The organism is Kitasatospora sp. NPDC036993, from assembly GCF_055607525.1.
Map to the genome: position 1 here is coordinate 1 of NZ_JBVJRP010000033.1, position 26,391 is coordinate 26,391.

The following is a 26,391-nucleotide window of genomic DNA, read 5'->3' on the forward strand; positions in this document are numbered from 1 at the left end:
CCGCCGTAGAAACCGTTGCCGGTGTTGATGGCCCAGTTGCCGCCGCTCTCGCACTGGGCGACGGCGTCCCAGGTGGAGACGGACGCGGCGGAGGCCGAGGTGGCCGTGACGAGGCCGGCCACCGGCAGGGCCGCGACAGCGGCGCCCGCCACGACAGCCATCCGGACGCGGTTGCGCTTGGTGGCGGTGGAGGTGGTGGCAGCGGCGTTCTCGTTACGGAAGGTCATGAGGTTCCTCTCGACAGCCCCGGGCGGACATGCGGAACCAGGCCCTGGAAAGGACCGCGATCGCTTGCCGCGTCCGTCGGGCGGCCGTGCACGTGTCGGACGTGCCGCTGCCGCCCCTGGCCACCCAGCCGCTCGCCGACGACCTGTTCGAGCGATCGCGTCGGCGGGCACCTGCCACACCCGGCGGGCCGGGGGGTGGTGCGTCGGGGGTGAGCCCGGGTGGCGCTCGTTGCGCCGACCAAGAAGCTACGAGCCGTTCGGCGGCGAAGCCAAAACTCCGGCGGTCCGCCCAGCTCAGCCAAGGGTTACCGGCGGTAAGACCCACATAATCATGTCCGAAATGTCGGACTTAGACATCGATTCCTAGATCAAACATCCAGTTCACGTGACTCACCTCACCGTTCCAATCCGGCAGTCCCGGCACGAACATCGACAGATTGCGACCACGAGAACACGCCTCGCGGTCGGATCCGGGGCAATTACCGTCAGCATCGACGGGCACCCGTGACGCCTGACACAGGTGCCCGTTGGGCATGGCGACCTCCCGCGTCCGCCCCCGAACCCCATCCGCACCCATCCGAGGAGACCCCTGTGCCGCGCATGCTCGACGTCAGCGACGAGGTCCGGTCCGAGATCGGCGACGACGAGGCCGACCGCCTGCTCGGCGGTGACCGCGCCCCCGACAGCTACGAGTGCACCTCCTGCCGGACTCCCGGCGACACGCACGTGGAGCCCACCAGCACCGTGCTGTTCGTCGGCGAGGAGACCGCCGTCCTCGCCTTCGCCCACGCCCGCTGCATCCCCTCCCAGGTCGTACCGGTCTCCGAGGAGCAACTGGTCGGCGCCGTCCGAAGCATCAGCCAGTCCCAGTCCGGCGCCCCGGACCTCGCCGTCCCCGCCGCCTCGCCGGCGGCCCCGGCTCCATCGCCCGCCACCCCCGCCGGCCCCGCCCCCACCCAGCCGACCGCCCCCGGCCAGGCCGCCATCCTCGGCATCACCTGCGGGCTGGTCCTGCACGGCAAGGCCGGGCACGCCTCGCTGGTGGTCGAGCCCACCGGACCGGTCGGCCGTCCCGGCAGCACCTCGGGTGAGGACGAGTTCCTCGACCTGCTCCAGGACGCCGGCTTCCAGCCCGTCACCGACCTGGACGAGACCCCGGAGCAGCTGCCCGGCTGGTCGGTCCTGGTCGCGATGGGCAAGCTGCACGCGGTCCTCCAGCCCTCCGCGACCGGCGGCAGCACCGGCTGGTGGCAGGCACACCAGCCGCTCCAGGTCACGGACGCCTGGCGAATGGCGGCGAGCCAGCTCTCCGAGGTGACGATGTACGCCGTGCCGGCCGGGCTGGTCGGACGCCAACCGCGCGAGGACCTGCTGCGCCAGGCCCTGGAGCGGGCGGTGGCACTGGGCCAGGTGGTCGCCGCGTCCCTGCCGCTCGCCGGCACCTGATCCGCCTCCGTGCCCACGACGCGCCGGAAGGCGGCCGCCCACCCCACGGCCGCCTTCCGGCGTCCCGCGTCGGCCCCTGCCCCGGCGTCACACATCGACCACACCCCGGCGTGCCGGCGCCTCCGCCAGGCGCGCCCGCCCGCCTCGCGCTCCGGCGCGTCGACGCGCCCGCGCCCCCACGCCCCGCATCCCCCGCCCCTCTCGCTCGTTGGCCCCTACGTGTACAGCTACGACGTCTCCGCGTCCCCCGGCCGGTCCGCCACCGCTTCCCGCTCGATCCCGGGCATGCGTCCGTCGTACGACGCCGAACACCCGCACTCGGCCACGCCGATCTACGACGAGCTGTACTCGGAGTACCGGCGCCTCTTCCGCGCCCTGCCCGGCGACCGCTCGGGTGAGGAGGACCTGAAGTTCACGGGCTTCGCGGTCCGCGACGGCTACCCGCTGCCCGGCGAGCAGCGCCCGTACCCGCCCCAGCAGCAGGCGTTCCACACCCTCGCGGGCCAGGTGCCGGGGCTCCCCCAGTTCATGCCTGGCTCCCAGCACCATGGCACCGGCCCCACCGGCGTCCAACAGCACGGCCATTCCGGCAGCCACCTCGGGGCCCATGCCGGCAGCCACCTCGGGGCCCATGCCGGCGCCCACACCGGCAGTCACGCCGCCGGGGCCCACGGCGGAGGGGCGCACACCGGAGGGCCGCACGGCGGAGGAACGCACAGCGCCGGTTCGCACGGAGCCGGTCACCACCGCGGTCACACCGCCGGCCACGCCGAGCCCGTCGCCTCCACCGGCGACGCCCTCGGCCACGGCACCGCGGCCCCTTCCCCGGCCCAGCCCGCGGTCCCAGCCGCCCAGTTCACCAACGGCCACGGCTGGGTGGCGGCCGGCTACCTCGGCGCCGCCCCGCACCCGATGCCGGTACCCGCGCCCGCACCGCCCGCGCCACCCGCGCCCTCCCCGGTGATGGGTACGGTCACCGGTCTCACCACCACCCGGTCCACCGGCGGCCGCCACCGCCAGATGCTCTCCCTGCCTCCGGGCCCGACCGGCGACCACCGCTGACCCCTCGGGCGACCACCGGCGCCCCGCCGAACGCAGGGAGGGCCCCGCCATGGTGGCGAGGCCCTCCGGTCGCCGGTCAGAGAACCGGCCGCTCCTGTCTACTTCTTCTTGCGCTTCTCCCGGACCCGCACCGAGATCGAGATCGGCGTCCCCACGAAGCCGAACTCCTCACGCAGCCGGCGCTCGACGAAGCGCCGGTAGCCGGCCTCCAGGAAGCCCGAGGCGAACAGCACGAAGCGCGGCGGACGGATGCCCGCCTGGGTGCCGAACAGGATGCGCGGCTGCTTGCCGCCCCGGATCGGGTGCGGGTGGGCGGCGACCAGCTCGCCGAGGAAGGCGTTCAGGCGCGCGGTCGGGATACGGGTCTCCCAGCCCTCCAGCGCGGTCTCGATCGCCGGGACGAGCTTCTCCATGTGCCGGCCGGTCATGGCCGAGACGTTGACCCGCGGGGCCCACTGCACCTGGACGAGGTCGCGCTCGATCTCGCGCTCCAGGTAGTAGCGGCGCTCCTCGTCCATCTGGTCCCACTTGTTGTAGGCGATGACGACGGCGCGCCCGGCCTCGACGGCCATCGAGATGATCCGGGTGTCCTGCTCGGCGAGGGTCTCGCTGGCGTCGATCAGGACGACCGCGATCTCCGCCTTGTCCAGCGCGGCCGAGGTGCGCAGCGAGGCGTAGTAGTCCGCGCCGGCGGTCAGGTGGACCCGGCGGCGGATACCGGCGGTGTCCACGAACTTCCAGGTCTTGCCGCCGAGTTCGATCATCTCGTCGACCGGGTCGCGGGTGGTGCCGGCCAGCTCGTTGACGACGACGCGCTCCTCGCCGGCGACCTTGTTCAGCAGGCTGGACTTGCCGACGTTCGGCCGGCCGATCAGCGCGACGCGGCGCGGGCCGCCGGGGGCGGCGTCGCCGAAGGTCTGCGGCGGGGCCTCGGGCAGCGCGTCCATGACGGCGTCCAGCAGGTCACCCGAGCCGCGGCCGTGCAGGGCGGAGACCGGGAACGGCTCGCCGAGGCCGAGCGACCACAGGTAGGCGGCCTCGGCCTCGGTGGACGGGCCGTCGACCTTGTTGGCGCACAGGACGGTCGGCTTGCCCGCCCGGCGGATGATCTTGATCAGGGCTTCGTCGGTGTCGGTGGCGCCGACCGTGGCGTCCACCACGAACATCACCGCGTCGGCCTGCTCGATGCCCAGCTCGGCCTGGGCGGCGACCATGGCGTCGATGCCGAGGACGTCGATCTCCCAGCCGCCGGTGTCGACCACCTTGAAGCGGCGGCCGTTCCAGGTGGCCTCGTAGGTGACCCGGTCGCGGGTGACGCCCGGCTTGTCCTCGACGACGGCCTCGCGACGGCCGATGATGCGGTTCACCAGGGTCGACTTGCCGACGTTCGGGCGGCCGACGACGGCCAGCACCGGCAGCCGGACGTGCTCGGCGCCGTCCGCGCCGTCGATGCCGTCGAGGTCGAAGCCCTCTTCGGCGGCGAGCGCCATGAACTCGGCGTAGTCGGCGGCGTCCAGCTCACCGTGGTCGGCGGCGGAGTGCTCTGCGGTCATGTTCGTCTGTTCCGTTTCCCGGCCCGGCCCTTCCCAGGGGCGTGCCGTGCGTACCTGCCCCGCTCGGGGCAGCGCGATGGTTGTCTCCGCGGCACCTCGACGGCCCGCGGTTCACTCGATGGTCGGCCCGACCGGCGGTCGGACCTGTGTTCTGCCGATTCGGCTACGGCCGGCCCGGCTGTGGCCCGTCCGGCTGCGGTCGAACCCGCCCGGACGGCCCGACGCCGGTCGCACCGGCTCCGGCCTGATCCACGGCGGTCAGACCGAGGACAGCCCGGCCCGCTCCTCCACCAGGCCGGCGATCCGGTCGATCACCTGCTCCAGGGTAAGGGCACTGGTGTCCACCAGGACCGCGTCCGCGGCCTGGGTCAGCGGGGCCGTCTTCCGGGAGGAGTCGGCGGCGTCGCGGCGGGCGAGGTCGGCGGCCATCGCGGTGATGGTCGCCTCGTCCACGCCCTTGGCGCGCAACTCGGTCGCCCGGCGCGCGGCCCTGGCTTCCTCGGAGGCGGTCAGGAAGACCTTGACGGTGGCGTCCGGGAACACCACGGTCCCCATGTCCCGGCCCTCGGCGACGATGCCGCGCTCGGCGACCTCGGCGCAGCCGCGCTGCAGCTCCACCAGCCGGGACCGTACGGCCGGCACCGCGGCCACGGCGCTGACCTGCGAGGTCACCTCGGGGCCGCGGATCGGGCCGGACACGTCCTGGCCGTCCACCGTGATGGTGGGGCCGTCGGCGTCGGTGCCCGAGACGATCACCGGCTTGCCGCACGCGACGGCCACCGCCTCCGCGTCGTCGATGTCGACCTCGTTGGCCAGCATCCACCAGGTCATCGCCCGGTACATGGCGCCGGTGTCCAGGAAGCTCAGGCCCAGCCGGGCGGCGACCGCCCGCGAGACGGTCGACTTGCCGGAGCCGGAGGGTCCGTCGATGGCGACGACGACCGGGGCGTGCGCTCGGTCGGCAGTGTCCACGGGCGAACCTCTCTCTGAGCATGGAAGCCGGAGCCTGGGCAGGCGAGCGGCCGGGGAGTGTCTCCCTCAAGGTTAATGGACCGCCGACGTGACACATTCCGCGCCGTCCGGCCCGACCAGTCGATCCTGATCAGTCGGTCCCGAACAGTCAGTCTCGACTGGTTGATTCCGACTAGTCGACATCGACCAATTGCCACTGACCATCCGCCCGGCGCGGCGCCTCTTCCGCCCCGCCCCGCCCCGCCGCTACTCCACCATCTCCAGCACCGCGGTCCCCAGCCGCGGCCTCAGATACTCCCCGTCCCGCTCGATCCCGAGCACCCCGCCGACCAGCACCATCGGCACCTCCCGTCCGAGTACCTCCCACACGAACGGCACCTTGGACACGTGCGAGGGGAAGTCGTTCACCTCGAACGCCTCCTGGTGGTACTCGCGGCCCGCCGCCTCCCGCCAGTCGAAGGAGCGCCGCAGCCTGGGACCGTCCGGCGTCTGGGTGTGGGCGAGGAAGGCGGTGAGCCAGCCGGTCACCCGGGGCCCGCCGGACATCGAGCGCCACTTGAACAGCGAGCGCCAGAAGTCCTCGTCCACCGGCCCGCCGGCCGCCGTCGCGGCGATCTCGTCCACCACCGGCCGCAGCTGCGCGAACCACGGCGCCAACCAGCCGAACCGCTGTGCCAGTGCACCCACCCCGGCCGCCAGCCGCGCCCAGTCCCCGGCCGTGCCCTCCAGCCGGACTCTCGGGATGCCGCAGCGGGTCTCCCAGCGGAAGTCGTAGTACGGGCTGACCACGTCCATCAGCGCCACCAGCGCCGAGGAGACGTCGTCCGGCGTCGTGGTGGAGAAGTCCGGCCGGAAGAGGTCGACCAGTTCCGCGCCGACGGCCGCCACGAGCGGCTCCCGCACCAGCCGGACCGAGCGCGACCAGTCCGGCCCCGCCCCGGCCGCCGGCCCCGACCAGTCCGGCCCCGCCCCGACCGGTCCCGACCAGACCGCCGCCGGCCCCGCCAGGCCGTCGTCCCGCACCACGATCGGCGCCCGGCGCCCGCCGACCGCGCGGAACAGCGCCCGGTACCGCGGCGGGTACATCCGGACGTGCACCGCGACCTCGTGCACCACCGCGTACCAGAGCACGTCCGGGGACAGGCTCAACGGCAGGTGCTCGGCGAAGGCGGCACGGGCCGCCCGCAGCAGCAGGCTGACGGTCGGCTCGGGCTCGGCGAACTCCGGGTACAGCGGTACGGGCCTGGGCCGCTCGTACATCGCCTCGACGCTGCGGTGGCGGAGCAGGAAGCGCTCGCCCAGCACCGCCCGCAGGAACCGCTCGTTCCCGAAGTCCACCGGATCACCAGCGAACCCGTGCCGGGTCTCCCCCAGCGGCAAGTCGATGATCACACCCGCCCCCTCCCCTGGCCGCCCGCCCGGACCGCCGCCCGGGGCCTCGGCCCAGGCCCCCCTCGGACCTCAGTCCCGGACGCTCCAGCCGCTCGCCCGCAGCGCCTTGGTCAGTCGCTTCACCGCCGTCGGCGCCACCGACAGCTGGACGAAGCCGACCTGCTGCCCGGTCGAGTGCTCGATGACGACGTCCTCGATGTTGACCCCGGCCTCGCCGACCTCCCCGAACAGCCGGCCCAGCTCGCCCGGCTGGTCGCCCAGCACGACCGCCACGGTCTCGTACCGGGTGGGCGGCGCGCCGTGCTTGCCGGGGATGCGGGACTGGCCGGTGTTGCCGCGCCGCATGACCGCCTCGATCCCGGCCGCGCCCACCCGGCGCTCGTCCTCCTCCACGGCCTCCATGGCGCGCAGCGCGGTGACGGTCTCGCCGAGGTCGCGGGCGACCGCCTCCAGGACGTCGGCGACCGCACCGGCGTTGGCGGAGAGGATGTCGACCCACATGCCGGGATTGGAGGCGGCGATCCTGGTGACGTCGCGCACGCCCTGGCCGGAGAGCCTTATGGCGGTCTCGTCGGCGTTCTCCAGTCGGGCCGCGACCAGCGAGGACACCAGCTGGGGGGCGTGCGAGACCAGGGCGACGGCCCGGTCGTGTTCGGCGGCGTTCATCACGATCGGGACCGCGCCGCAGAGCGCGACCAGCTCCAGCGCCGCGTTGAGCGTCTCGGTGTCGGTGTCCGCGGTCGGGGTGAGCACCCAGGGTCGGCCCTCGAAGATGTCGGCTCGGGCGGCCAGCGGGCCGGAGCGCTCGCGGCCGGCCATCGGGTGACTACCGATGTAGTGGACGGTGTCGCAGCCGAGTTCGGCGATCTCGCTGCCGGGGCCGGCCTTCACGCTGGCGACGTCGGTGTACCAGTGCGCCAGGTTGCGGCGCTGGCAGTCGGCCAGCACCTTGCCGACCAGAGCGGGCGGGACGGCGATGATCGCCAGATCCACCTGGCCGTCGACCGGGTCGGTGATACCCGCGCCGAGCGACTCGGCGGTGCGGGCGGCGTCCGGGTCCGCGTCCTCCAGGTGGACGGTCAGCCCGCGGGCGGTCAACGCGAGCGCGGCGGAGGTGCCGATCAGTCCGGTGCCGACGACGACGGCAGTGCGCATGGCGGGTCGCTCTCCTCATCACGATTCTCGACAGGTGCCGGGACCGTCCGGGAGCACCCGCGCCCCATCCTCCCTCATCCGCCCGGCCCAAGTCCCCACCTCTCACCCGGCAACCGGAACGACACCTCCGGCAGATTCCGGCGCCGGCAACCGCGCCGGGCCCGCCCCCGTCCCACACAGTGCACACGCCGCACCCGCGAATCCGGGGACGCCCGCCCCGAATCCGGGCAGACTGGCCGCCCGGGAACGGGGAAGGCGCGGCAGCGCGACACACGACAAGCGGCACACGGCAGGCGAGCGGACCCGACAGTCGGGCCAACGGAGCAGAGACGCGCGGGCGCACCGGAAGCCCACGAAGTACCGGCACCACCAGCGCCGTACAGCGGGTGGGACGCGGCACGCACCGCACAGCGGGCGCCACACGAACGAAGGGGTTGCGCATGGACGAACAGCACAGCGGCCGGAACGGGCAGTCGAAACCACCGGCCGTACCGGCCCACCCGTCGGTCCTGGAGTCCGTCGTGGTGTACGCCGAAGGCGCGGTGTGCCGACGACGGGCCACCGTCCCGGTCCCGCCCGGGGGACGACTCCGGCTGACCGGTCTGCCCGCCGCCGTGGACGGCCACTCGCTGCGTGCCCGAGTGCTCACCGGACCGGCCGGAACCGCGGTCACCGAGGCCCGGCTGGAGCTGCTCGCCGAACTCCGTGAGCCGGAGGAACTCCACGACCTGAAGCGGGCGCTGGACGAGACCACCGAGCACCGCAGCACGCTCGCCGAGCGCCACCGGCTGGTCCTGGCCGCGATCGCCGAGACCACCGCGCTGCGCGCCGTCCCGCCGCAGCGCCGCCGCGAGGAGCCGCTGCGCCGCACGCCCGCCGACGCCTGGCTGGAGCTCGCCGACTTCGTCGACGAGCGGCTGACCCGGCTCCAGGAGCGCGCCGAAGAGCTCACCCAGCAGCTCGAACTGGCAGACCACGAACGAGACTTGGCCGCCGACCGACTGGAGCGGGCGTCCACCGCCGACCTGGCCGAGCCGATCGGGACCAGCACCACCGTCCTGCTCACCCTCACCACCGGAAGCACCCCGGAACGCAGCCTCGAAGACAACATCGAGGACAACGCCGGGGACAACGCCGGGGACAGCCCCGAGAACGCCTCCGGCGGCACCCACCCCGACCTGGAACTGGAACTGGAGTACGGCGTCCCCACCGCCCGCTGGGTGCCCGCCTACCGCCTGTCCTACCGGACCGGCGCCGACACCGCCCACCTGGTCCTGCGCGCCGCCGTCGCCCAGCGCACCGGCGAGGACTGGACGGGCGTGCGCCTCGCCCTGTCCACCGCGGACCTCGACCGCCACACCGACCTGCCCCGGCTCGCCTCGCTGCGGATCGGCCGCAGCCAGCCCGCCCCGGCCCCGTCCGGCTGGCGCGAGCCCCCGGCCGGCCTGACCGACCTCTTCACCGGCTACGACGCGGCCGGCGCCGACCGCCCCGCCGCACACCGCGGCCCCCACCTCGACGCACGTCACCGAGCCACCGCCCCCGCCCCGCCCTATGCCGCACACCTCGGCGGCGTCCGTCCGGGCGGCCCCCGGGCCGAGGCCTTCGCCGCCGAGGAGCCGATCGCCCTCGCCGCCCCCGGCCCGTACGGCGGCGGCCTGCTCAACGCCGACTACCCGATGCCCACGTCCCCGGGAGGCCCGGTCGCCCCGGCCGCCTTCGCCGGCTACGGCGCCCCACCGCCGGCTCCCACCCCGGTCCCGGCCCCCGTCGTCGCCGCGGCGTCGCTGCCACCGGACCCGGGCGGCCTCCCACCCACGGAAGCCCGCCGCCGCGTCGGCCTCGCCGCACCGCCCCCGCCTGCCGGTTTCACTCCGGACGCCACCCTCCTCGACTACCCCGACCTCGTCCTGGCCGGTCCCGACGAACCCGCCGCCCGGCGCGGCACCCTGCACCCGCGCCCCGAACGGATCGAGCGCGAGGAACGGGCCTGGACGCTGCCCGGCGGCAGCGGCGACCCCCGGGTGGGCGCCCTCGCCCTGCCCCGCCACGCCGTACCGCCCCGCGAATCGGCCGGCTCCTTCGACCACCGGTTCGACGCCGCCGCCCCCGCCGACATCCCGTCCGACGGCACCTGGCACACCGTCACCGTCGGCGAGATCCCGCTCGCCGTCCGCCCCGAGTACGTCACCGTCCCCGCCGTCGAGGAGAAGGTGTACGCGACGCTGGTGCTCGCCAACCGCACCGACCAGGCCGTCCTGGCCGGCCCGGTCGAGGTCACCGTGGACGACGAGTTCCTGCTCACCGCCGCCCTGCCCACCCTCGCGCCCGGCGGCACCCGGCGGCTGGGCATCGGCGTCGCCGAGAGCATCGAGGTGGCGCGCCGCACCGAGCTGCACGAGTCCACCACCGGCAAGCTGAAGGGCAACAGCACCGTCCTCGACCACCGGGTGCACGTCCAGTTGGTGAACCGGCTCGGACGCGCCGTCACGGTGGAGGTCCGCGAACGGGTGCCGGTCGCCTCCGACGCCGAGATCCGGATCGAGGAGCGGGCCGGCTGGCAGGCCCCGACCGTCCCCACCCCGGACTGCCCGCCCAGTACCCGGCTCTGGCGGGTCGACCTGCCGCTGGGCGGACGCACCGAGCTGGACGGCGGCTACCTGATCAAGATCCCGGCCGGAAAGGCCATCGTCGGCGGAAACCGGAGGAACTGAGCGATGACCGTCGAAACCCTTCCCCTCCCCGTCACCGCCGTGACCTGTCTGGAGGACCGCAGCCAGGTCGAGCGCACCACCACCGTCCCACTCGCCGCGGGCGTGCAACGACTGCGCCTCGGCCCGCTCACCGCCCTCGCCGTCGACCGCACCCTGCGCGCCGAGTCGGCCACCGGCGGCGTCCGTGTGCTGGACGCCCGGCTGGTACGCGGCTGGGCGCCGCGCGCCCCGCTGCCCCCCGGCCCTGAGGACTCCGAGCTGCGCCACCGGCTGCACCGGCTGGACGCCGAGACCCGGCTGGCCGAGCAGACCCGGGCCCGGCTGGAGGCCCGGCTGGCCCTGCTCGCCCAGCTCGCCGCCGACCTGCTGCGCGAGATCGGCGAGGGCGCCGGTATCGGCGAGCTCGAACCCACCCGCTGGGCCCGGGAACTCGGCCGGGTGGACGCCGAGCGCGAACGCCACGGCGAGGAGCTGCGCACCACCCACTCCAGGCTGCGCCGCCTGGAGCAGGAGCGCTCGCAGGCGCTGACCGCCCTGGACGAGGCCGAGGAGGACCCGGCCGAACTGACCGCCCACCTGGAGCTGACCGTCGAGGCCGCGCGGCCGGGCCCGGCCGAACTGACCGTCTCCCACCTGGTGCCCTGCGCGCTGTGGCGCCCCTCCTACCGGGCGACCCTGGACGGTGCCGGCCTGCGCCTGGAATCGGAGGCGGTGGTGTGGCAGCGCACCGGTGAGGACTGGACGGACGCCCGGCTCACCTTCTCCACCGCCCGCTCCACACTCGCCACCGCCCCGCCCGCGGTCGCCGAGGACGTCCTGGTGCTGCGCGAGCGCACCGACGAGGAGCGTCGCACGGTCGAGGTCGAACTGCGTGAGGAGGCGGTCGCCGCCCTCGGGCCGGCCTCCCTGGTACCGGGGGTGGACGACGGCGGCGAGGTCCGGGTGCTGCCGGCACCCGCCCCCGCGAACGTGCCCTCCGACGGCCGCGCGCACCGGGTGCCGCTGGGTTTCTTCAGCGGCCCGGCGAGCAGCGAGTACGCCAGCGCACCGGAGCTGTCGCCGCTGGTCACCGAGGTGGTCCGGTTCCGCAACACGGCCGGGCACCCACTGCTGTCCGGCCCGGTCGAGCTGGTCCGCGGCAGCGGCTTCACGGGCCGCGGCGAGCTGCGCTTCACCGCTGCCGGCGCCGAGGCCGAGCTGTCCTTCGGCAGCTCGGACGGGTACCGGGTGGTCCGCGAAACCGAGGAACGCCAGGCCACCGCGGGCCTCACCGGCCGCCAGACCACCACCCGGACGGTCCGGCTGCACCTGTCCCGCTTCTCCGGCCCGCAGGAGCGCGACGAGCGGATCGTCACGGTGCGCGAGCGGGTGCCGGTCTCCGAGGTGTCCGCGGTCGAGGTGCGGCTGCGCAAGGAGGAGTGCGACCCGGCGCCGGACTCCTTCGACGCCGAGGGCATCGTCCGCTGGGACGTCCCGCTCGCCCCGGGCGCCCGCCGCACCCTCACGCTGGTGTACGAGGTGTCCGCCTCCGCGAAGGTGGCCGGGCTCTGACCGCCTGCCGGCGGCCGGCGCGGACACCACCGTGCCGATGACGACCGCTCAGGCCCAAACCGGAGACAACGGGTAGAAAAGGAACCATGATCCTCCACCTCGCCCCCCTGGACGACTGGCTGGCCGACCCCGGCCGCCCGTACGCCACCACGTCGCTGCTCACCGACGGGTTCATCCACTGCTCGGCGGACGAGCAGACGGCGCTCGCGGTGGCCAACGCCTTCTTCTCCGACACCCCCGACCCACTGATGGTGCTGCTGATCGAGGAGTCCCTGGTGGAGCCGATGGTCAAGTGGGAGGACCCGCACGGCGCCCCGCCGCCCGGGGCCACTCCCGGCGTGCTGTTCCCGCACATCTACGGACGGCTGAACCGTACCGCCGTGGTCGGTCTACAGAAGGTCGAGCGCGGCCCGGACGGCCGCTGGGCCTCACTCAGCCCCTGGAGCTGACGAGGGCGCGACCGCGGAGTTTTATGACAATTCCCGTGGTTCTCATGGCTCTCGTAGCTCTCGCAGTTCCCGCAACCTCCGTGGCACCCGCTGCTCCCGAAGTCCCCGAAGTCCCAGAAGTCCCCGAAGCCGCCGCCCCCACCGGGTACGCGACTCGTCACACCCCCGTGAATTGTCACAACATTCCCTACAGCCACCCCCGCTCCCGGGCCGCCATGCCGGCCTGGAAGCGGGTGGTGGCGCCCAGCGAACGCATCAGGCTCTGGAGCCTGCGCTGAGTGGTCCGGGCGCTCCAGCCCAGCGAACGGGCGATCGACTCGTCGGTCAGCCCCGCCGCCAGCAACCCCAGCAGCTTGCGGTGGTCCGCGTCCGGCCCCGGCCCCGCGTCCCCGCTGTCGACCGCCGCCTGCAACCGGACGGCCCGCTCCCACTCCGCCTCGAACAGCATGTCCAGGGCCTGGAGCAGCGCCGAGGGGTGGATCACGTACGCGGCGTCCAGCACGCTGTCGCCGACGCTGATCGGAATGATCGCCATCCGGTCGTCCGAGATGATCATCTTCATCGGCAGCGTTGGCCGGACCCGCGCCTCCTCACCGTCCGCGACGCCGACCAGGATGTTCTTCTCCAGCCGCCCCGGCCAGGCCACCGCCTCCCGGTCGTAGACCGTCCGGAACTTCACGCCCTCGCGCAGCCGTCGCCGTTGCAGGGGCATCGGCGCCACCGGGTCCTGGATGTACGGCGGGCGGTCGAAGCCGCGCACCTGGTACTGGCTGGTCTCGGTGATGTGCTCCAGCCGCTGGGCGATCGCCTCGCCGCCGGTCAGCACCTCCACCGAGTGCGCCGGATCGGTGTACCGCGATGCCTCCCGGAAGGCGTCCATCAGCCGGTGCATCTCGGCCCTGGCGTAGCGCAGCTCCGACTCCCGGTGGCCGATCAGGGTGCCGATGGCGACGTCCGGCGGCACCGGCAGGTAGCGGTGCCGGTCCACCGGCGCCCGGGTCGCCATGCCCTGCTGCGCCAACCGGTCCAGCGCGCGCACGCTCTGCTGGAACGTCAGTCCGCAGCTCTCCGCCAGCTCCTCCGCCGTGGACTGCGGGTTGGCCACCAGCGCCGCGTAGACCTGCCCGTCCGGCTCCGCCAGTCCCAGCGCGCCGAGGGCCTGTCCGCCGGCCCGCCCCAGTGCTGCATCGGACACGACGCCCACTCCCCCTGTTCGCCCGATTCCGCCCGACCCGCGCGCCCGTGCCGGCGCAGTCCCGCCACCCGGCCGGGTGGCCGTCCGGTGGCCATCCTCGGCCACGGCTCATGACGCTGACAAGGCCGTGACCAGCGGTTGCGTCCCGGCTCACACGACCCGTCCGAAACGTGGACATCCGCTCCACCACACCCCCTCCCCGTCCCCCGGAATCGCCGGACGCCGAAACACCGGACACCAGTACGCCGGGCACCGGAACGCCGGAGCCCCCTGCCGCGGCACGTGCTGCGGCAGGGGGCTCCGGTGGATCGGAAGCGGGCGGGCCTACAGGCCGACCTCGCGCATCAGCTGACCGACCTCGGGGTTGGTCAGGCGACGCAGCCAGCCCGACTTCTGGTCACCCAGGGCGATCGGGCCGAAGTGGGTGCGCACCAGCTTCTCGACCGGGAAGCCGGCCTCGGACAGCATCCGGCGGACGATGTGCTTGCGACCCTCGTGCAGGGTCACCTCGACCAGGTAGTTCTTGCCGACGTTGGAGATCACCTTGAAGCTGTCGGCGCGGGCGTAGCCGTCCTCCAGCTCCACGCCCTGGGCCAGCTGCTTGCCCAGGTCCCGCGGGATCGGGCCCTGGATCGCGGCCAGGTAGGTCTTGGTGACGCCGTACCGCGGGTGGGTGAGGCGGTGGGCCAGCTCGCCGTGGTTGGTGAGCAGGATGATGCCCTCGGTCTCGGTGTCCAGGCGGCCGACGTGGAACAGCCGGGTCTCCCGGTTGGTCACGTAGTCGCCCAGGCACTGGCGGCCGTCCGGGTCCTCCATCGTGGAGACCACGCCGGCCGGCTTGTTCAGCGCGAAGAACAGGTAGGACTGGGTGGCGACGGTCAGGCCGTCCACCTTGATCTCGTCCTTCTGCGGGTCGACCCGCTTGCCCTGCTCGGTGACGCGCTTCCCGTTGACCTCGACCCGGCCCTGCTCGATCAGCTCCTCGCAGGCGCGGCGGCTGCCGATGCCGGCCCGGGCCAGCACCTTCTGGAGGCGCTCGCCCTCGGGCTCGCCGAAGGTCTTGGGCAGCTTCACGGCCGGCTTGTCGTGCCGGGCGAGGACGGCGTCCTCGATCTTGGCCTGGAGCTCGCGGGAGCGCTGCGGCTGGCGGCGCGGATCGCCCGGGGCACCCTGGCCCTCACGGCGCGGGCGCGGGGCCGGGCCGGGGCGCCGGCCGCTGTAGCCACCGCGGGCCGGGGTGGCGTTGGGGCCGCCGCCGTACTCGGGGCGGTCGTACCGGCGCTCCTCGGGCCGCAGCGGGCGGTCCGGGTAGCGGCGGTCATCGCGCCGGTCGTCCCGGCGGTCGTCGCGTCGGTCGTCACGGCCGTAGGAACCGCCGCGCGAGCCCGAACCCGAGCCGCCGCGGCCACTCCCACCGCCGTACGAACCCCCGCCCGAACCCGAGCCGCCACGGCCGCTGCCGCCACCGTAGGAGCCGCCGCCCTGTCCGCCACGGCCACTGCCACCGCCGTACGAACCCCCGCGCGAGCCCGAACCCGAGCCCGCACCCGAGCCGCCGCGGCCGCTGCCGCCGCCGTAGGAGCCGCCGCCCCGGCCCCCGCCCTGTCCGCCGCGACTGCTCCCGCCGCCGCTGCTGTTCCTGCCGTTGCCACTGCTACGCATCAAAGTGTCCGTACGTCGTTCCGTCTGGGATGTGCGGTCGTTTCGGCCGACCTCACCGCCCCCTACCGATCGGGCCCGGCCCGACCGGCCTCGCCACTGCCGTCCGCGGCCTGCGCGGCAGCGGCGGCGACCGCCTCCGCGATCATCGTGCCCTCCAGGGACTCCGCTTCCACGTCGTCGACCTCGGGCAGGAAGGGAGCAAGCTCCGGCAGCTCGTCCAGGCCGCGGAGCCCCATCCGTTCCAGGAAGTAGTTCGTCGTCCGATACAGGATCGCACCTGTTTCGGGCTCGGATCCGGCCTCTTCCACCAGTCCTCGCTGTACCAGGGTACGCATCACGCCGTCACAGTTCACACCGCGGACGGCGGAAACCCGCGATCTGGACACCGGTTGCCGGTAGGCGACCACCGCCAGGGTCTCCAGCGCGGCCTGGGTGAGCCGGGCCTGGCGGCCGTCCAGGAGGAAGCGGTCGACGGCCTCGGAGCAGGTCTCCCGGCTGTAGAACCGCCAGCCGCCCGCGACCGGCCGCAGGTCGAAACCCCGGCCCTGGGCCGTGTACTCGGCGGACAGCTCGCGCAGCGCCGCCGCGACCTCGGCCCGGGGCCGCTCCAGCACCCCCGCCAGCCGTTCCTCCGCCACCGGCTCGTCGACGACCATCAGGACGGCCTCCAGCTCGGCCCGCAGCCCGGCGTCGGCGGCCTCCTCGGCACCGGAAGTCGACGGGGCCGACTTCTGGTGCACGAGCTTCCGGTGCGCGACACGCGCCTCCACCGCCTCCCCGCCCCCGGCCGGCTCGCCCCCTCCGGCGGGCTCCACCGGGTCCGGGAGCAGCTCGAAGACCGGTTCCAGCCACTCCTCGGCCCGCGTCCGCCCCGGCAGCCCCAGCGGGCGCCGCACCGGCGGTGCCGCCTCGTTCCCGTCGTTCACCGCCGCCCGCCCTCGTTCCCGCCACTCATCGCCGCTCGCCTTCTTCCCTGAGCTCGCCCGCCGGTTCTTTCCCGGCCTCGCCCGCCGGCCGGTCGAACTCGTCCGTCACCTCGACCGCGTCCCGGCCCTCCTCGGCCACCCAGCGCACCAGCAGCTCGCCGAGCGCCTCCGGCTGCTCGAAGGCGAGCACCCGCTCCCGGTACAGCTCCAGCAGCGCCAGGAAGCGGGCGACCACCACCAGGTCGTCGGGTGCGTCCTCGACCAGCCGCCGGAACGAGGCCTCGCCGAGTTCGGTGAGCAGCCCGACCACCAGTCCGGCCTGCTCGCGCACGCTCACCGGTGGGGTGTGGATGTGGTCCACGTACACGACCGGCGCAGGCCTGGGTTCCATCGCCCTGGCCGCCAGCTCGGCGAACCGCTCCGTTCCGACGCCGAGGACCACCTCCGGCAGCAGTTCCGCGTGCCGGGGCTCCAGGGCGGCGGTCCGGGGCCGGCGCAGCAGCTCGGCCGCCCAGCGTTCGCCGAACAGCGCCGCCGCCCGCTTGTACGCCCGGTACTGGAGCAGTCGTGCGAACAGCAGGTCACGGGCCTCCAGCAGGGCCAGGTCCGCCTCGTCCTCGACCTCCGCCGCGGGCAGCAGCCTGGCGGCCTTGAGATCGAGCAGGGTGGCGGCGACCACCAGGAACTCCGTCGCCGCGTCCAGGTCCCAGTCCGGGCCCATCGCCCGGATGTGTGCCATGAACTCGTCCGTGACGGTGGCCAGCGCCACCTCGGTGACGTCCAGCTTGTGCTTGGCGATCAGGCTGAGCAGCAGGTCGAAGGGGCCTTCGAAGTTGTCCAGCCGTACCCGGAAGCCGCCCCGCGACTCGTTCTCGGTCGCGCTCTCGGCGGTGGCGGCTGGTTCGGCGGTACTGGGCATGACGGTCCATCTTCACCCGTCCCCGCCCTCGGCCCGGCCCCCGGGCCACCCGACACGCCGCCCACCGTTGCCCTCGACCGACGCCCTGGACGCCCTCCCGGCGTCCCCAGGAGCGCCCCGTGAGCCCGTACGGCGCCCTCCGCGCGCCCTCCGCGTCCCACCAGAGCCCCGGACCCGCACGAGACCCGCGCGCCCGCCCGACGGCCCCGGCCCGTCCTGCCGAACCGGCCACGGCCATGCCGACAGAGCCCACAACACCCAGGGAACGGCCCTCCGACGCCCGCCACGACCAGGAACCCCGGGACGCCGCCCGACCCCGGCCAGAGCCCCTCGACGCCCTGTGTTAGCCCCTCCGAGCCCCTTCGAGGCCTGTCACCGGCCGGCGGTCTCCCCACGCCGGCCCCGCTCCGGGCCCACGGCCCCCCACGACGCCCGGCTCGAACAGCCGGCCGCCCTGCCGCGCCGTCTACCGGCCGCGCAGCCGCCGGACCAGGATCGAGGCCTCGCCACGCTGCTCCAGGTCCGCCAGGACGACCGCGATGGCCTCCCGGACGATCCGCCCGCGGTCCACGGCGAGGCCGTGCTCACCGCGCAGCACCAGCCGGGCGTGCTCCAGGTCCATGAGCTCCTCGGCGGACACGTACACCGTGATCTTCTCGTCGTGCCGCTCGCGCCCGCTGGGCCGGCGCGGCGCCCGGCCGCGCGGCCGGGCGCGCCCGGCGGCGCCGGGCTGTTCCTCAGCGACGCTCTGGTGGGTCCGGGGTGCCGGGGCGGAACCGGCTCCGCGGCCGCCCTGGACGGCCTTCCCTGCCGCGGCGGCGGGCCCGACGGCCGTGCCGGGCCGCTGGGCGGGCGCCGGCACCGTGGCGCCCGCCTGGTGCTCCGGCGTCACCTGCCGGTCGTCCTGGGCGCCCTGGGCGGACTCGCCGCCCTCGGCGCCGTCCGGTTGGCCGTTGACGGTCCGCGCGGTCTCCGGTCTGGATGCCTCGGCGGCCGGACGCGGCGCGAGGGAGGGCGACAGCGCCATCCCTCCGGTGGTCCGGAACAGCTCGTCGGCACCCGGGAGACTCACTCGGCGGGGCGGCACCGGTCGAGCACCTCCCTGGCGAGCTGGCGGTAGGCGGCGGCGCCGACCGAGTTGGTCGCGTACGTCGTGATGGGCTCGCCGGCGACGGTGGTCTCCGGGAAGCGCACGGTCCGCCCGATGACGGTGTGGAAGACGTGCTCGCCGAACGCCTCGACGACGCGGGCCAGCACCTCACGGCTGTGCACCGTGCGCGAGTCGTACATGGTGGCCAGGATGCCGTCCAGGCGCAGCTCGGGGTTGAGCCGCTCGCACACCTTCTCGATGGTCTCGGTCAGCAGTGCGACGCCGCGCAGCGCGAAGAACTCGCACTCCAGCGGGACGATCACGCTGTGAGCCGCGGTCAGCGCATTGACCGTCAGCAGGCCCAGCGAGGGCTGGCAGTCGATGATGACGTAGTCGTAGTCGGGCAGCAGCGGCTTCAGGGCGCGTGCCAGCGCGGACTCCCGGGCCACCTCGCTGACCAGCTGCACCTCGGCCGCGGAGAGGTCGATGTTGGACGGCAGCAGGTCCATCCCCGGGACCGCCGTCTTCAGCAGCACCTCATCGGCCGTCAGTCCCCGCTCCATGAGCAGGTTGTAGACGGTGACGTCGAGCTCCATCGGGTTGACGCCGAGGCCGACCGAGAGGGCTCCCTGCGGGTCGAAGTCGACGAGCAGCACCCGGCGGCCGTACTCGGCCAGCGCCGCGCCCAGGTTGATGGTCGACGTGGTCTTGCCGACGCCGCCCTTCTGGTTGCACATGGCGATGATCTGGGCGGGGCCGTGCTCGGCGACCGGCGCGGGGATCGGGAAGTACGGCAGCGGACGGCCGGTCGGGCCGACCCGCTCGCGCCGCTGGCGCGCGGCGTCGGGGGCCAGCGTGGCGGCGTACTCCGGGTCCGGCTCGTACTCGGCGTCCGGGTCGTCGTAGGCGCCGTAGGCGAACTCGCCGTAGGCCAGGCCGTAGGCCGCCAAGTCGGCGTCGTGATCGGTCACCGTGGTCACCTGTGCTGTGTTCTGGCGTGCTTCGAAAGTGCGGAGTGCGACCGAGCCGACCTCGGCCGAGCCCACGGAGGGCTGCCGGGCCCCGGGCTCCTCACTCGGCTGGCCGGCGGTGAGTTCCGCCAGTCCTGGCTGACCACCCCCGGGAGCAATTGTCGACTCATTCACAAGTCGTCTTACCTCCTTGGGCATCCAGGACTCTATGTCGATTCGTCAGCGTGGCAGCATGCCGACGGTTTGCGACTCTAGGCCGTTCAAGGCGTTCGCAGCAACACAATCCACGGTAGTGGGCAGGATGTGTCGACTATCGAGCGGGCTGCTGTCAAGGGATGAGAGGGTCACCGGCCCCGACGTTTCTGCGGGCGGGTGACGTGACCGACGGATATTGACGACAGAGCGACCCGCCCGGTCCACCCACCGTTCACGGGCACGGCGAAGCCCCCGGCCCGAAGGGATCGGGTCGGGGGCGAACGACCGCCGTGCGGTCAGGGGGTTCAGGCGAGCACGCTCTCCAGGGAGACCGACTCCAGGCCGAAGGCCTCGGCCACGGCCGGGAAGGTGATCTGGCCCTCGTGCACGTTCAGGCCCTTGGCGAGCGCGGCGTCGCGGCGCAGCGCCTCCTTCCACCCACGGTTGGCCAGCTCCAGCACGTACGGCAGGGTGGCGTTGGTCAGCGCGTAGGTGGAGGTGTTCGGGACGGCGCCCGGCATGTTGGCCACGCAGTAGAAGACCGAGTTGTGGACCTTGAAGGTCGGGTCGTCGTGCGTGGTGGCGTGCGAGTCCTCGAAGCAGCCGCCCTGGTCGATGGCGATGTCGACCAGCACGGAGCCCGGCTTCATCCGGGAGACCAGCTCGTTGGTGACCAGCTTCGGGGCCTTGGCGCCCGGGATCAGCACGGCACCGACGACCAGGTCGGCCTCCAGGACGGCCTTCTCCAGCTCGAAGGAGTTCGACACGATGGTCTTGACCTTGGTGCCGAAGATGCGGTCGGCCTCGCGCAGCTTGTTGATGTCGCGGTCCAGCAGGGTCACCTCGTAACCCATGCCGACGGCGATGGTGGCCGCGTGCCAGCCGGAGACGCCGCCACCGATGACGACGGCCTTGGCCGGGTGGGTGCCGGGCACGCCGCCGGGCAGGGTGCCACGGCCGCCGGCCGGACGCATCAGGTGGTACGAGCCGACCTGCGGGGCCAGCCGGCCCGCGACCTCGGACATCGGGGCGAGCAGCGGCAGCGCGCCGTTCGACTGCTGCACGGTCTCGTACGCGATGGCGGTGGTGCCCGAGGCGATCAGCGCGTCGGTACCGGGCCGGTCGGCCGCCAGGTGCAGGTACGTGAAGAGGGTCTGCCCCTTGCGCAGCCGGTGGTACTCGGAAGCGATGGGCTCCTTGACCTTCAGCAGCAGGTCGGCGGTGGCCCACACCTCGTCGGCGGTGGGGAGGATCGCGGCGCCGGCGGCCACGTACTCCTCGTTGGGGATCGAGGAGCCGGCACCGGCGTTGTCCTCGATGTAGACCTCGTGTCCGTTGCGGACCAGCTCATGCACGCCGGCGGGCGTGATGGCCACGCGGTACTCGTGGTTCTTGACCTCGCGGGGGATGCCGACCTTCACGGGTGAACACGTCCTCTTGCCATGGGGGTCCCGACCGGAGAAGACCGGTGGGCGACGCGCACGTGGGGAAGCCTCCGGGCAGCCCGGGGCGGGGATCGCTGCGCGACTTAGTCCGAGTGTAATGAAGCCCAGTCGGCGTGTCAGCCTTCCAAAGTGAATAAATTTCCCGCGCGCATTGGCAGGTTCGTAGGCTTCCCCAGCGACTTACCTACCAAAGACGTCGCAACCAGGCATCTTCGACAATACTCCCGAACCGTCCGTCACCACTCGGCGTCGGCCCGTTCCCGCAGGTCCGTGAGGGCGGCTCCGACGGCCTCCCTGCCGCGTTCGTCGCCCAGCCGGCGCAGCACGGCGAGCGAGGCCCGGTACTCCCGGTCGGCCTCGTCGAAACGGCGCTGGGCGGTGTGGGCCTCGGCCACTCGTGCCAGCAGCCGGGCCTCGGCCGCGTGGTCGCCGAGCGCCTGCCGCAGGCCGAGCGCCCGCCCGTACCAGTCGGCGGCCCGCACCGGGTCGCCGAGCGCCCGGTGGCAGTTGGCCGCACTCTCCAGGGCCCGGGCGCAGAGCGGTTCGTCGTCGGCCGCGCGGGCGTGTTCCAGGGCCGAGCGGTAGTGGGCGGCGGCCGGCTCCCAGCGGCCCGCCGAGGCCTGGAGGTCGCCCAGGTTGAGCAGCGCGGCCGAGGCCCGGCGGGGCCGGCGGCTGCGCTCGGCGACGGTCAGCACCAGCTCGTGCAGCCGGTAGAGGTCGGTGGGGGCGGCGACGCCGGTCAGCGGCAGCGTCCGCAGCAGCGAGGTGACCAACCGCCCGGCCGACCCGTCCAGGTCGCCCTGGCCGATCGCGTCGGCCACCGCCCCGAGCAGCAGCTCCCGCTCGCCGAGCAGCCATTCGCGGGCGTGCGCGGCCGAGCGCAGCCGCAGCGGGGCCGGCAGCGGATCGGGGCCGGGGGCGGCCGCCGGGTCGAGCAGCGCGCGGGCCGACTCGGTGAGCCGGACCAGCCGCTCCAGCAGCCGGGCCCGGGCGAGCTCGGTCTCGGCGGGCCGGTCATCGTGCTCACGCAGCCGGACCAGCCGGGGGTAGAGCCGCCCCGGCACCCGGTAGCGCGGGCTGCCGTCGGCGGCCGGGGCCTCCTCGCCGAGCAGCTCCCGCTCGGCGAGCGCGGCCAGCGTCACGGCCGCGTCCGGCACCGGGCAGCCGACCAGGGCGGAGGCGGTGCGCGGGTCCGCGGTCTGCGCCGGGGCCAGGGTGAGAGTGCGCAGCATCCGAGCCTGGGCGGCCGGCAGCCCGCGGTACAGCAGGGTGAACGCGCCGAGCAGCGGGTCGTTGTCGGGTACCGGCACCGGCTCGGCCGGCTCCGGTCCCGGCTTCACCCAGGCCGCCGGATCGCCCGCCGACCCGCTCGCCGCGCCGACACCGGCGGCCTCGGCGGCTCCGGCAGCCCCGGCAGCCCCAGCAGCCCCAGCAGCCCCCGCCGAGGGAACGCCGGGGGACTTCACCCCGCGCTCCTCTCCTTTCTTCTTCGCCGCCCTGTCCTGCTCCTTCTCCTTCCCGACAGCGGCCTTCCCGACAGCGGCCTTCCCGACAGCGGCCTTCTCCGCAGCGGCCTTTCCCGCGGCCGTCTTCCCCGGAGCCGTCTTCCCCTCAGCAGCCACGCCGCCCGTGGCCGCCCCCGCGGCCGTCTCCGCGGCAGCCCCCGTGGCCCCCGTCTCCTCCCCCACCACCCGGTTGAGCTCCCGCGCCGCGTCCGTGACCGCGATCTTCGGGTTCGCGCGCAGCCATCCCGCCATCAGCCGCAGCGCGGCGGGCCGGGCGGCGCAGGCCTCGGCCAGGTCGGCCCCGCCGACCGGGTCGCAGGAGATCCGGGTGCCGCCGACCAGATCGGCCAGCAGCTCACCGGAGGCCTGCCGGTCCAGCCCCCCGAGGATCACCGGGTCGATGTCCTCGATCCCGGTGAGCGGCCCGGCCGTGGTGGCGAGCACCAGGCAGCCGGGCTCATCGGCGAGCAGCGGCCACACCTGCCCGGCATCCCTGACGTCGTCCAGCACGAGCAGCACCCGCAGGCCCGCGAGCGCCTCGCGCAGCGCCACGCAGCCCGGCTCGTCCCGGCCGTCCCCACCCGCCCCCGGCAGCGGCACCGCGCTCTGCGGGTCGAGCTGCTCCAGCAGCAGCCGGGCGGCCCGGGCGGGCGGCACCCGGCCGCCGTCCGGGGCGGACAGCCGTACGAACAGCACCCCGTCCGGATAGTCGGCGGCGACGGTACGGGCGAAGCGGGCGGCCAGCACGGTCCGTCCCGAGCCGGGGCGCCCGGCCAGCACCAGCACCGGGCACCGCCCGCTCGCCGGACGGGCGGCGGCCGCCCGCAGCGCCGCCAGTTCGGCGCGCCGCCCGACGAAGAGCGTGGGCCCGGCCGGCAGCCGCTCCAGGCCGGGGACGGCCCCGGCGGGCGCGCCGGGGCCGGGTTCCATCGTCGCCGTCTTCCTCGCCACCCGTGCCACTCCCGACGTCGTCCCGCGCTCGGCATCCGGCGCTCGGCATCCGGTGCCCGACCTCCGGAACTCGGCCTCCGGAGCTCAGCGGAGGCGGCCCGGGACGGGCGCCCTGTCTGCGAAGCGTAGTTCGACCGTCCGGCTCAGCCGAGGTGACATCCGGTCGTACGAATCGGCAAATCACCCCAACGACTCAACGCACGGGGCGCCACGCACCGTCTGCGCGGATCACACACCCCGGCAGGGGCGCACACGCCGACGAGGACCGCACACGCCCGGCGGGCCCGGCTCAGCCCTCGAAGGGCCGGGCGGGCCAGGGCGCGTCCGCCGGGCGCAGCGCGTCCAGCCCGTCCGGGCCGGTGAGTGCGGCGTGCACGGCGAGCGTGCCGGTGACCAGGGTCGGGTTGTGCAGCTTCCCCGCCTGGATCAGCCCGATCAGCTCCGGCACCGGTACCCAGGCCACCTCGATCTCCTGCTCCTCGCCCTCGGCCGCGTAGCGGTCGCCCTCGGCCGGCGCCAGGTCGGTGGCCAGGAACATCCGCAGCGCCTCGTCGGTGCCGCCCGGGGAGGTGTAGTAGTCGGCGAGGATCCGCCAGGTACCGGCCTTGCAGTGGGCCTCTTCGTACAGCTCGCGCTGCGCGGCGCGCCACGGGTTCTCGCCGGGCACGTCGAGCAGGCCTGCCGGCAGCTCCCACAGCCGCTGGCGCACCGGGTGGCGGTACTGGCGCAGGACCAGCACCCGTTGCTCGTCGTCCAGGGCGAGCACCGAGACCGATCCCGGGTGGGTCTGGTAGTCGCGGCGGGCCCAGCTGCCGTCGGGCATCCGGACCTCCTCGCTGCGCACCCCGGTGACCTTGCCCTGGAACGGCGTACCGCTCTCCCTGACCTCCCACTCCTCGGCCACGTCGAAGATCCCCCGGCCGCTCTGCTCGTCCATCGCTCTCCCCTTTTCGTCAGTACGACACAATCTAACGCCGGACGGCGGCCCCGCGGGAATCGCGGGACCGCCGTCCGGTGAACGACCGCTGACTACGACGACCGGGACTACTCCGAGGCCGCGGTCTTGATCTCGATGGCCGCCTTGACCAGGCCCGCGAACAGCGGGTGCGGGCGGGTCGGGCGGGACTTCAGCTCCGGGTGGGCCTGGGTGGCCACCAGGTAGGGGTGCACCTCGCGCGGGTACTCGACGTACTCGACCAGGTCGCCCTTGGGCGAGAGGCCGGAGAACTCCAGACCGGTCTTCTCCAGGTCCGCGCGGTAGGCGTTGTTGACCTCGTAGCGGTGGCGGTGGCGCTCCTCGACGTACTGCTCGCCGCCGTAGACCTCACGGACGATCGAGCCCTCGGCGAGCTTGGCCGGGTACAGGCCCAGGCGCATGGTGCCGCCCAGGTCGCCCTTGCCGTCGACGATGGCCAGCTGCTCGGCCATGGTGGAGACGACCGGGTGCTTGGCGGCGGAGTCGAACTCGGTGGAGTTGGCCTCCGGCAGGCCGGCCAGGTTGCGGGCCGCCTCGATGACGACGCACTGGAGGCCCAGGCACAGGCCCAGCAGCGGGACCTTGTTCTCGCGGGCGTAGGTGATGGCGCCCACCTTGCCGTTGACGCCGCGGTCGCCGAAGCCGCCGGGGATGCAGATCGCGTCGACGTCGCCGAGCTGCTCCCGGGCGCCCTCGGGGGTCTCGCAGTCGTCCGAGGTGACCCACTTGATCTCGACCCGGGCGTTGTTGGCGAAGCCGCCGGCGCGCAGCGCCTCGGTCACCGACAGGTAGGCGTCCGGGAGGTCGATGTACTTGCCGACCAGGGCGACCTTGACGATGTGCTGCGGCTCGTGGACGCGGCGCAGCAGGTCGTCCCAGGTCGTCCAGTCGACGTCGCGGAACGGCAGGTCCAGGCGGCGCACCACGTAGGCGTCCAGGCCCTCGCCGTGCAGCACCTTGGGGATGTCGTAGATCGACTTGGCGTCGATGGCCGCGACCACGGCCTCCTCGTCCACGTCGCACATCAGGGAGATCTTGCGCTTGATCGCCTGCGGGACCTCGCGGTCGGCGCGCAGCACGATCGCGTCGGGCTGGATGCCGATGTTGCGCAGGGCGGCGACGGAGTGCTGGGTGGGCTTGGTCTTCAGCTCGCCCGAGGGGCCGATGTAGGGCAGCAGGGAGACGTGCACGAAGAACACGTTGTCCCGGCCGACCTCGTGGCGGACCTGGCGGACGGCCTCCAGGAACGGCAGCGACTCGATGTCGCCGACGGTCCCGCCGACCTCGGTGATCACCACGTCGACGTCCTCGGTCGCCATCCGGCGGATCCGGGACTTGATCTCGTTGGTGATGTGCGGGATGACCTGGACGGTGTCGCCCAGGTACTCGCCGCGGCGCTCCTTGGCGATGACGGTCGAGTACACCTGGCCGGTGGTGACGTTCGCCGAGCCGTGCAGGTTGGTGTCCAGGAACCGCTCGTAGTGGCCGATGTCCAGGTCGGTCTCGGCGCCGTCGTCGGTGACGAACACCTCACCGTGCTGGAACGGGTTCATGGTGCCCGGGTCCACGTTGAGGTACGGGTCGAGCTTCTGCATCGTCACGCGCAGGCCGCGGGCCTTGAGCAGCGCGCCCAGGCTGGAGGCGGTGAGCCCCTTGCCGAGCGAGGAGGCGACACCCCCGGTGACGAAGAGGTGCTTGGTCGTCACGGCTCGGCTGTTCGCTGCCTTGCCGGAATGGGGCTGTGCCAAGAGGGGGCTCCCGTGGGTCGCGTGTCGAAGGTGACGTGGGCGGGAGCTCGGGGTTCGCCGGGCGACGGAGGCCGGCTCGGTGCGCGGCGCTCGTAGGGTCGTCGGTTCGGCTGGTCCGGGGCGTTTTATCCCGCCGGTCCACGGGATACCAGGGTAACAGTGACCCGGCCCGGACGCCGGTCCGGCCGCGCGCGCCGCGCCGGGAGCGCACGCCGGGGCGCACAACCGGCGCATCATGCGCCGCATTCGTCACACCGGTCGCACCACCGGCCGGACCGGGCCAGAGC

At 73.8% G+C, this 26,391-nt stretch carries 20 protein-coding genes; 5 read left to right on the forward strand and 15 right to left on the reverse strand.

The genetic code is table 11. From position 1 onward, the window contains the following. Positions 1–227, reverse strand: a 227-nt coding sequence (locus tag ACZ7C5_RS37105; RefSeq protein ID WP_470324385.1) for a transglycosylase family protein, incomplete at its 3' end; no start/stop codon positions are given. Between the two features lie 591 nt (positions 228–818). On the opposite strand from ACZ7C5_RS37105, the gene ACZ7C5_RS37110 reads away from it, so the two are divergent. Continuing rightward, positions 819–1,673: a hypothetical protein gene (locus ACZ7C5_RS37110; RefSeq protein WP_470324386.1), complete on the forward strand. Its 855-nt coding sequence runs from the start codon at positions 819–821 to the stop codon at positions 1,671–1,673. Positions 1,674–1,958: 285 nt separating this feature from the next. After that, on the forward strand, positions 1,959–2,735 hold the full coding sequence (locus ACZ7C5_RS37115; RefSeq protein ID WP_470324387.1) for a hypothetical protein: 777 nt from the start codon (positions 1,959–1,961) through the stop codon (positions 2,733–2,735). Between the two features lie 98 nt (positions 2,736–2,833). Here ACZ7C5_RS37115 and der read toward each other — a convergent pair whose 3' ends face one another. From der to ACZ7C5_RS37135, 4 genes are all read right to left on the reverse strand, one after another. Then, positions 2,834–4,288 (reverse strand): ribosome biogenesis GTPase Der, encoded by a 1,455-nt coding sequence (gene der, locus ACZ7C5_RS37120; protein WP_188301880.1) that lies wholly within the window; start codon positions 4,286–4,288, stop codon positions 2,834–2,836. A 258-nt stretch (positions 4,289–4,546) separates the two neighbouring features. After that, on the reverse strand, positions 4,547–5,260 hold the full coding sequence (gene cmk, locus ACZ7C5_RS37125) for a (d)CMP kinase (protein ID WP_188301881.1): 714 nt from the start codon (positions 5,258–5,260) through the stop codon (positions 4,547–4,549). 246 nt (positions 5,261–5,506) lie between these two features. Beyond that, positions 5,507–6,652 (reverse strand): DUF4419 domain-containing protein, encoded by a 1,146-nt coding sequence (locus tag ACZ7C5_RS37130; protein WP_401087200.1) that lies wholly within the window; start codon positions 6,650–6,652, stop codon positions 5,507–5,509. A 69-nt stretch (positions 6,653–6,721) separates the two neighbouring features. Beyond that, positions 6,722–7,807, reverse strand: a complete 1,086-nt coding sequence (locus ACZ7C5_RS37135; RefSeq protein ID WP_401087202.1) for a prephenate dehydrogenase — start codon at positions 7,805–7,807, stop codon at positions 6,722–6,724. Between the two features lie 440 nt (positions 7,808–8,247). Between ACZ7C5_RS37135 and ACZ7C5_RS37140 the strand changes: the two genes are divergently transcribed. The 3 genes from ACZ7C5_RS37140 (at position 8,248) to ACZ7C5_RS37150 (ending at position 12,521) form a co-directional block, all read left to right on the forward strand. Beyond that, positions 8,248–10,521, forward strand: coding sequence for a DUF4139 domain-containing protein (locus ACZ7C5_RS37140; RefSeq protein WP_470324388.1), 2,274 nt, complete (start codon positions 8,248–8,250; stop codon positions 10,519–10,521). A gap of 3 nt (positions 10,522–10,524) precedes the next feature. Continuing rightward, entirely contained in the window at positions 10,525–12,072 is a 1,548-nt protein-coding gene (locus ACZ7C5_RS37145) for a mucoidy inhibitor MuiA family protein (RefSeq protein ID WP_401087205.1), read from the forward strand. A gap of 86 nt (positions 12,073–12,158) precedes the next feature. Beyond that, complete coding sequence (locus tag ACZ7C5_RS37150) at positions 12,159–12,521, forward strand: DUF952 domain-containing protein (protein ID WP_401087206.1); 363 nt, start codon at positions 12,159–12,161, stop codon at positions 12,519–12,521. A gap of 187 nt (positions 12,522–12,708) precedes the next feature. Here ACZ7C5_RS37150 and ACZ7C5_RS37155 read toward each other — a convergent pair whose 3' ends face one another. The 10 genes from ACZ7C5_RS37155 to ACZ7C5_RS37200 all read right to left on the reverse strand — a co-directional run bounded on the left by ACZ7C5_RS37155 (position 12,709) and on the right by ACZ7C5_RS37200 (position 26,062). Then, entirely contained in the window at positions 12,709–13,716 is a 1,008-nt protein-coding gene (locus ACZ7C5_RS37155) for a helix-turn-helix domain-containing protein (RefSeq protein WP_401087208.1), read from the reverse strand. Between the two features lie 324 nt (positions 13,717–14,040). Further along, positions 14,041–15,378 (reverse strand): pseudouridine synthase, encoded by a 1,338-nt coding sequence (locus ACZ7C5_RS37160; RefSeq protein WP_401087209.1) that lies wholly within the window; start codon positions 15,376–15,378, stop codon positions 14,041–14,043. Positions 15,379–15,440: 62 nt separating this feature from the next. Then, positions 15,441–16,034 (reverse strand): SMC-Scp complex subunit ScpB, encoded by a 594-nt coding sequence (scpB, locus tag ACZ7C5_RS37165; RefSeq protein ID WP_401087261.1) that lies wholly within the window; start codon positions 16,032–16,034, stop codon positions 15,441–15,443. 295 nt (positions 16,035–16,329) lie between these two features. Beyond that, positions 16,330–17,223 (reverse strand): segregation and condensation protein A, encoded by an 894-nt coding sequence (locus tag ACZ7C5_RS37170; protein WP_470324389.1) that lies wholly within the window; start codon positions 17,221–17,223, stop codon positions 16,330–16,332. A gap of 466 nt (positions 17,224–17,689) precedes the next feature. Continuing rightward, positions 17,690–18,250, reverse strand: coding sequence for a hypothetical protein (locus ACZ7C5_RS37175; protein ID WP_470324390.1), 561 nt, complete (start codon positions 18,248–18,250; stop codon positions 17,690–17,692). A gap of 41 nt (positions 18,251–18,291) precedes the next feature. Further along, positions 18,292–19,359, reverse strand: coding sequence for a ParA family protein (locus ACZ7C5_RS37180; RefSeq protein ID WP_030245868.1), 1,068 nt, complete (start codon positions 19,357–19,359; stop codon positions 18,292–18,294). A gap of 425 nt (positions 19,360–19,784) precedes the next feature. Beyond that, a complete protein-coding gene (gene ald, locus ACZ7C5_RS37185) occupies positions 19,785–20,900 on the reverse strand; it encodes an alanine dehydrogenase (RefSeq protein WP_401087215.1) in 1,116 nt (371 codons plus the stop codon). A 260-nt stretch (positions 20,901–21,160) separates the two neighbouring features. Further along, entirely contained in the window at positions 21,161–23,359 is a 2,199-nt protein-coding gene (locus tag ACZ7C5_RS37190; protein ID WP_470324391.1) for an AAA family ATPase, read from the reverse strand. 310 nt (positions 23,360–23,669) lie between these two features. After that, the gene (locus ACZ7C5_RS37195) at positions 23,670–24,317 is read right to left on the reverse strand and encodes an NUDIX domain-containing protein (RefSeq protein WP_401087219.1); all 648 of its coding nucleotides are present in this window, start codon (positions 24,315–24,317) and stop codon (positions 23,670–23,672) included. Positions 24,318–24,424: 107 nt separating this feature from the next. Next, positions 24,425–26,062 (reverse strand): CTP synthase, encoded by a 1,638-nt coding sequence (locus ACZ7C5_RS37200; RefSeq protein WP_401087221.1) that lies wholly within the window; start codon positions 26,060–26,062, stop codon positions 24,425–24,427. Positions 26,063–26,391 lie beyond the last annotated feature (329 nt).

Bases quoted from the DNA above. Each gene is read 5' to 3' on its own strand.
- ACZ7C5_RS37115 (WP_470324387.1), top strand. From the start codon at position 1,959: ATGCGTCCGTCGTACGACGCCGAACACCCGCACTCGGCCACGCCGATC.
- der (WP_188301880.1), bottom strand. From the start codon at position 4,288: ATGACCGCAGAGCACTCCGCCGCCGACCACGGTGAGCTGGACGCCGCC.
- ACZ7C5_RS37135 (WP_401087202.1), bottom strand. From the start codon at position 7,807: ATGCGCACTGCCGTCGTCGTCGGCACCGGACTGATCGGCACCTCCGCC.
- ACZ7C5_RS37140 (WP_470324388.1), top strand. From the start codon at position 8,248: ATGGACGAACAGCACAGCGGCCGGAACGGGCAGTCGAAACCACCGGCC.
- ACZ7C5_RS37145 (WP_401087205.1), top strand. From the start codon at position 10,525: ATGACCGTCGAAACCCTTCCCCTCCCCGTCACCGCCGTGACCTGTCTG.
- ACZ7C5_RS37150 (WP_401087206.1), top strand. From the start codon at position 12,159: ATGATCCTCCACCTCGCCCCCCTGGACGACTGGCTGGCCGACCCCGGC.
- ACZ7C5_RS37160 (WP_401087209.1), bottom strand. From the start codon at position 15,378: ATGCGTAGCAGTGGCAACGGCAGGAACAGCAGCGGCGGCGGGAGCAGT.
- scpB (WP_401087261.1), bottom strand. From the start codon at position 16,034: ATGGTCGTCGACGAGCCGGTGGCGGAGGAACGGCTGGCGGGGGTGCTG.
- ACZ7C5_RS37170 (WP_470324389.1), bottom strand. From the start codon at position 17,223: ATGCCCAGTACCGCCGAACCAGCCGCCACCGCCGAGAGCGCGACCGAG.
- ACZ7C5_RS37175 (WP_470324390.1), bottom strand. From the start codon at position 18,250: ATGGCGCTGTCGCCCTCCCTCGCGCCGCGTCCGGCCGCCGAGGCATCC.
- ACZ7C5_RS37190 (WP_470324391.1), bottom strand. From the start codon at position 23,359: ATGGAACCCGGCCCCGGCGCGCCCGCCGGGGCCGTCCCCGGCCTGGAG.
- ACZ7C5_RS37195 (WP_401087219.1), bottom strand. From the start codon at position 24,317: ATGGACGAGCAGAGCGGCCGGGGGATCTTCGACGTGGCCGAGGAGTGG.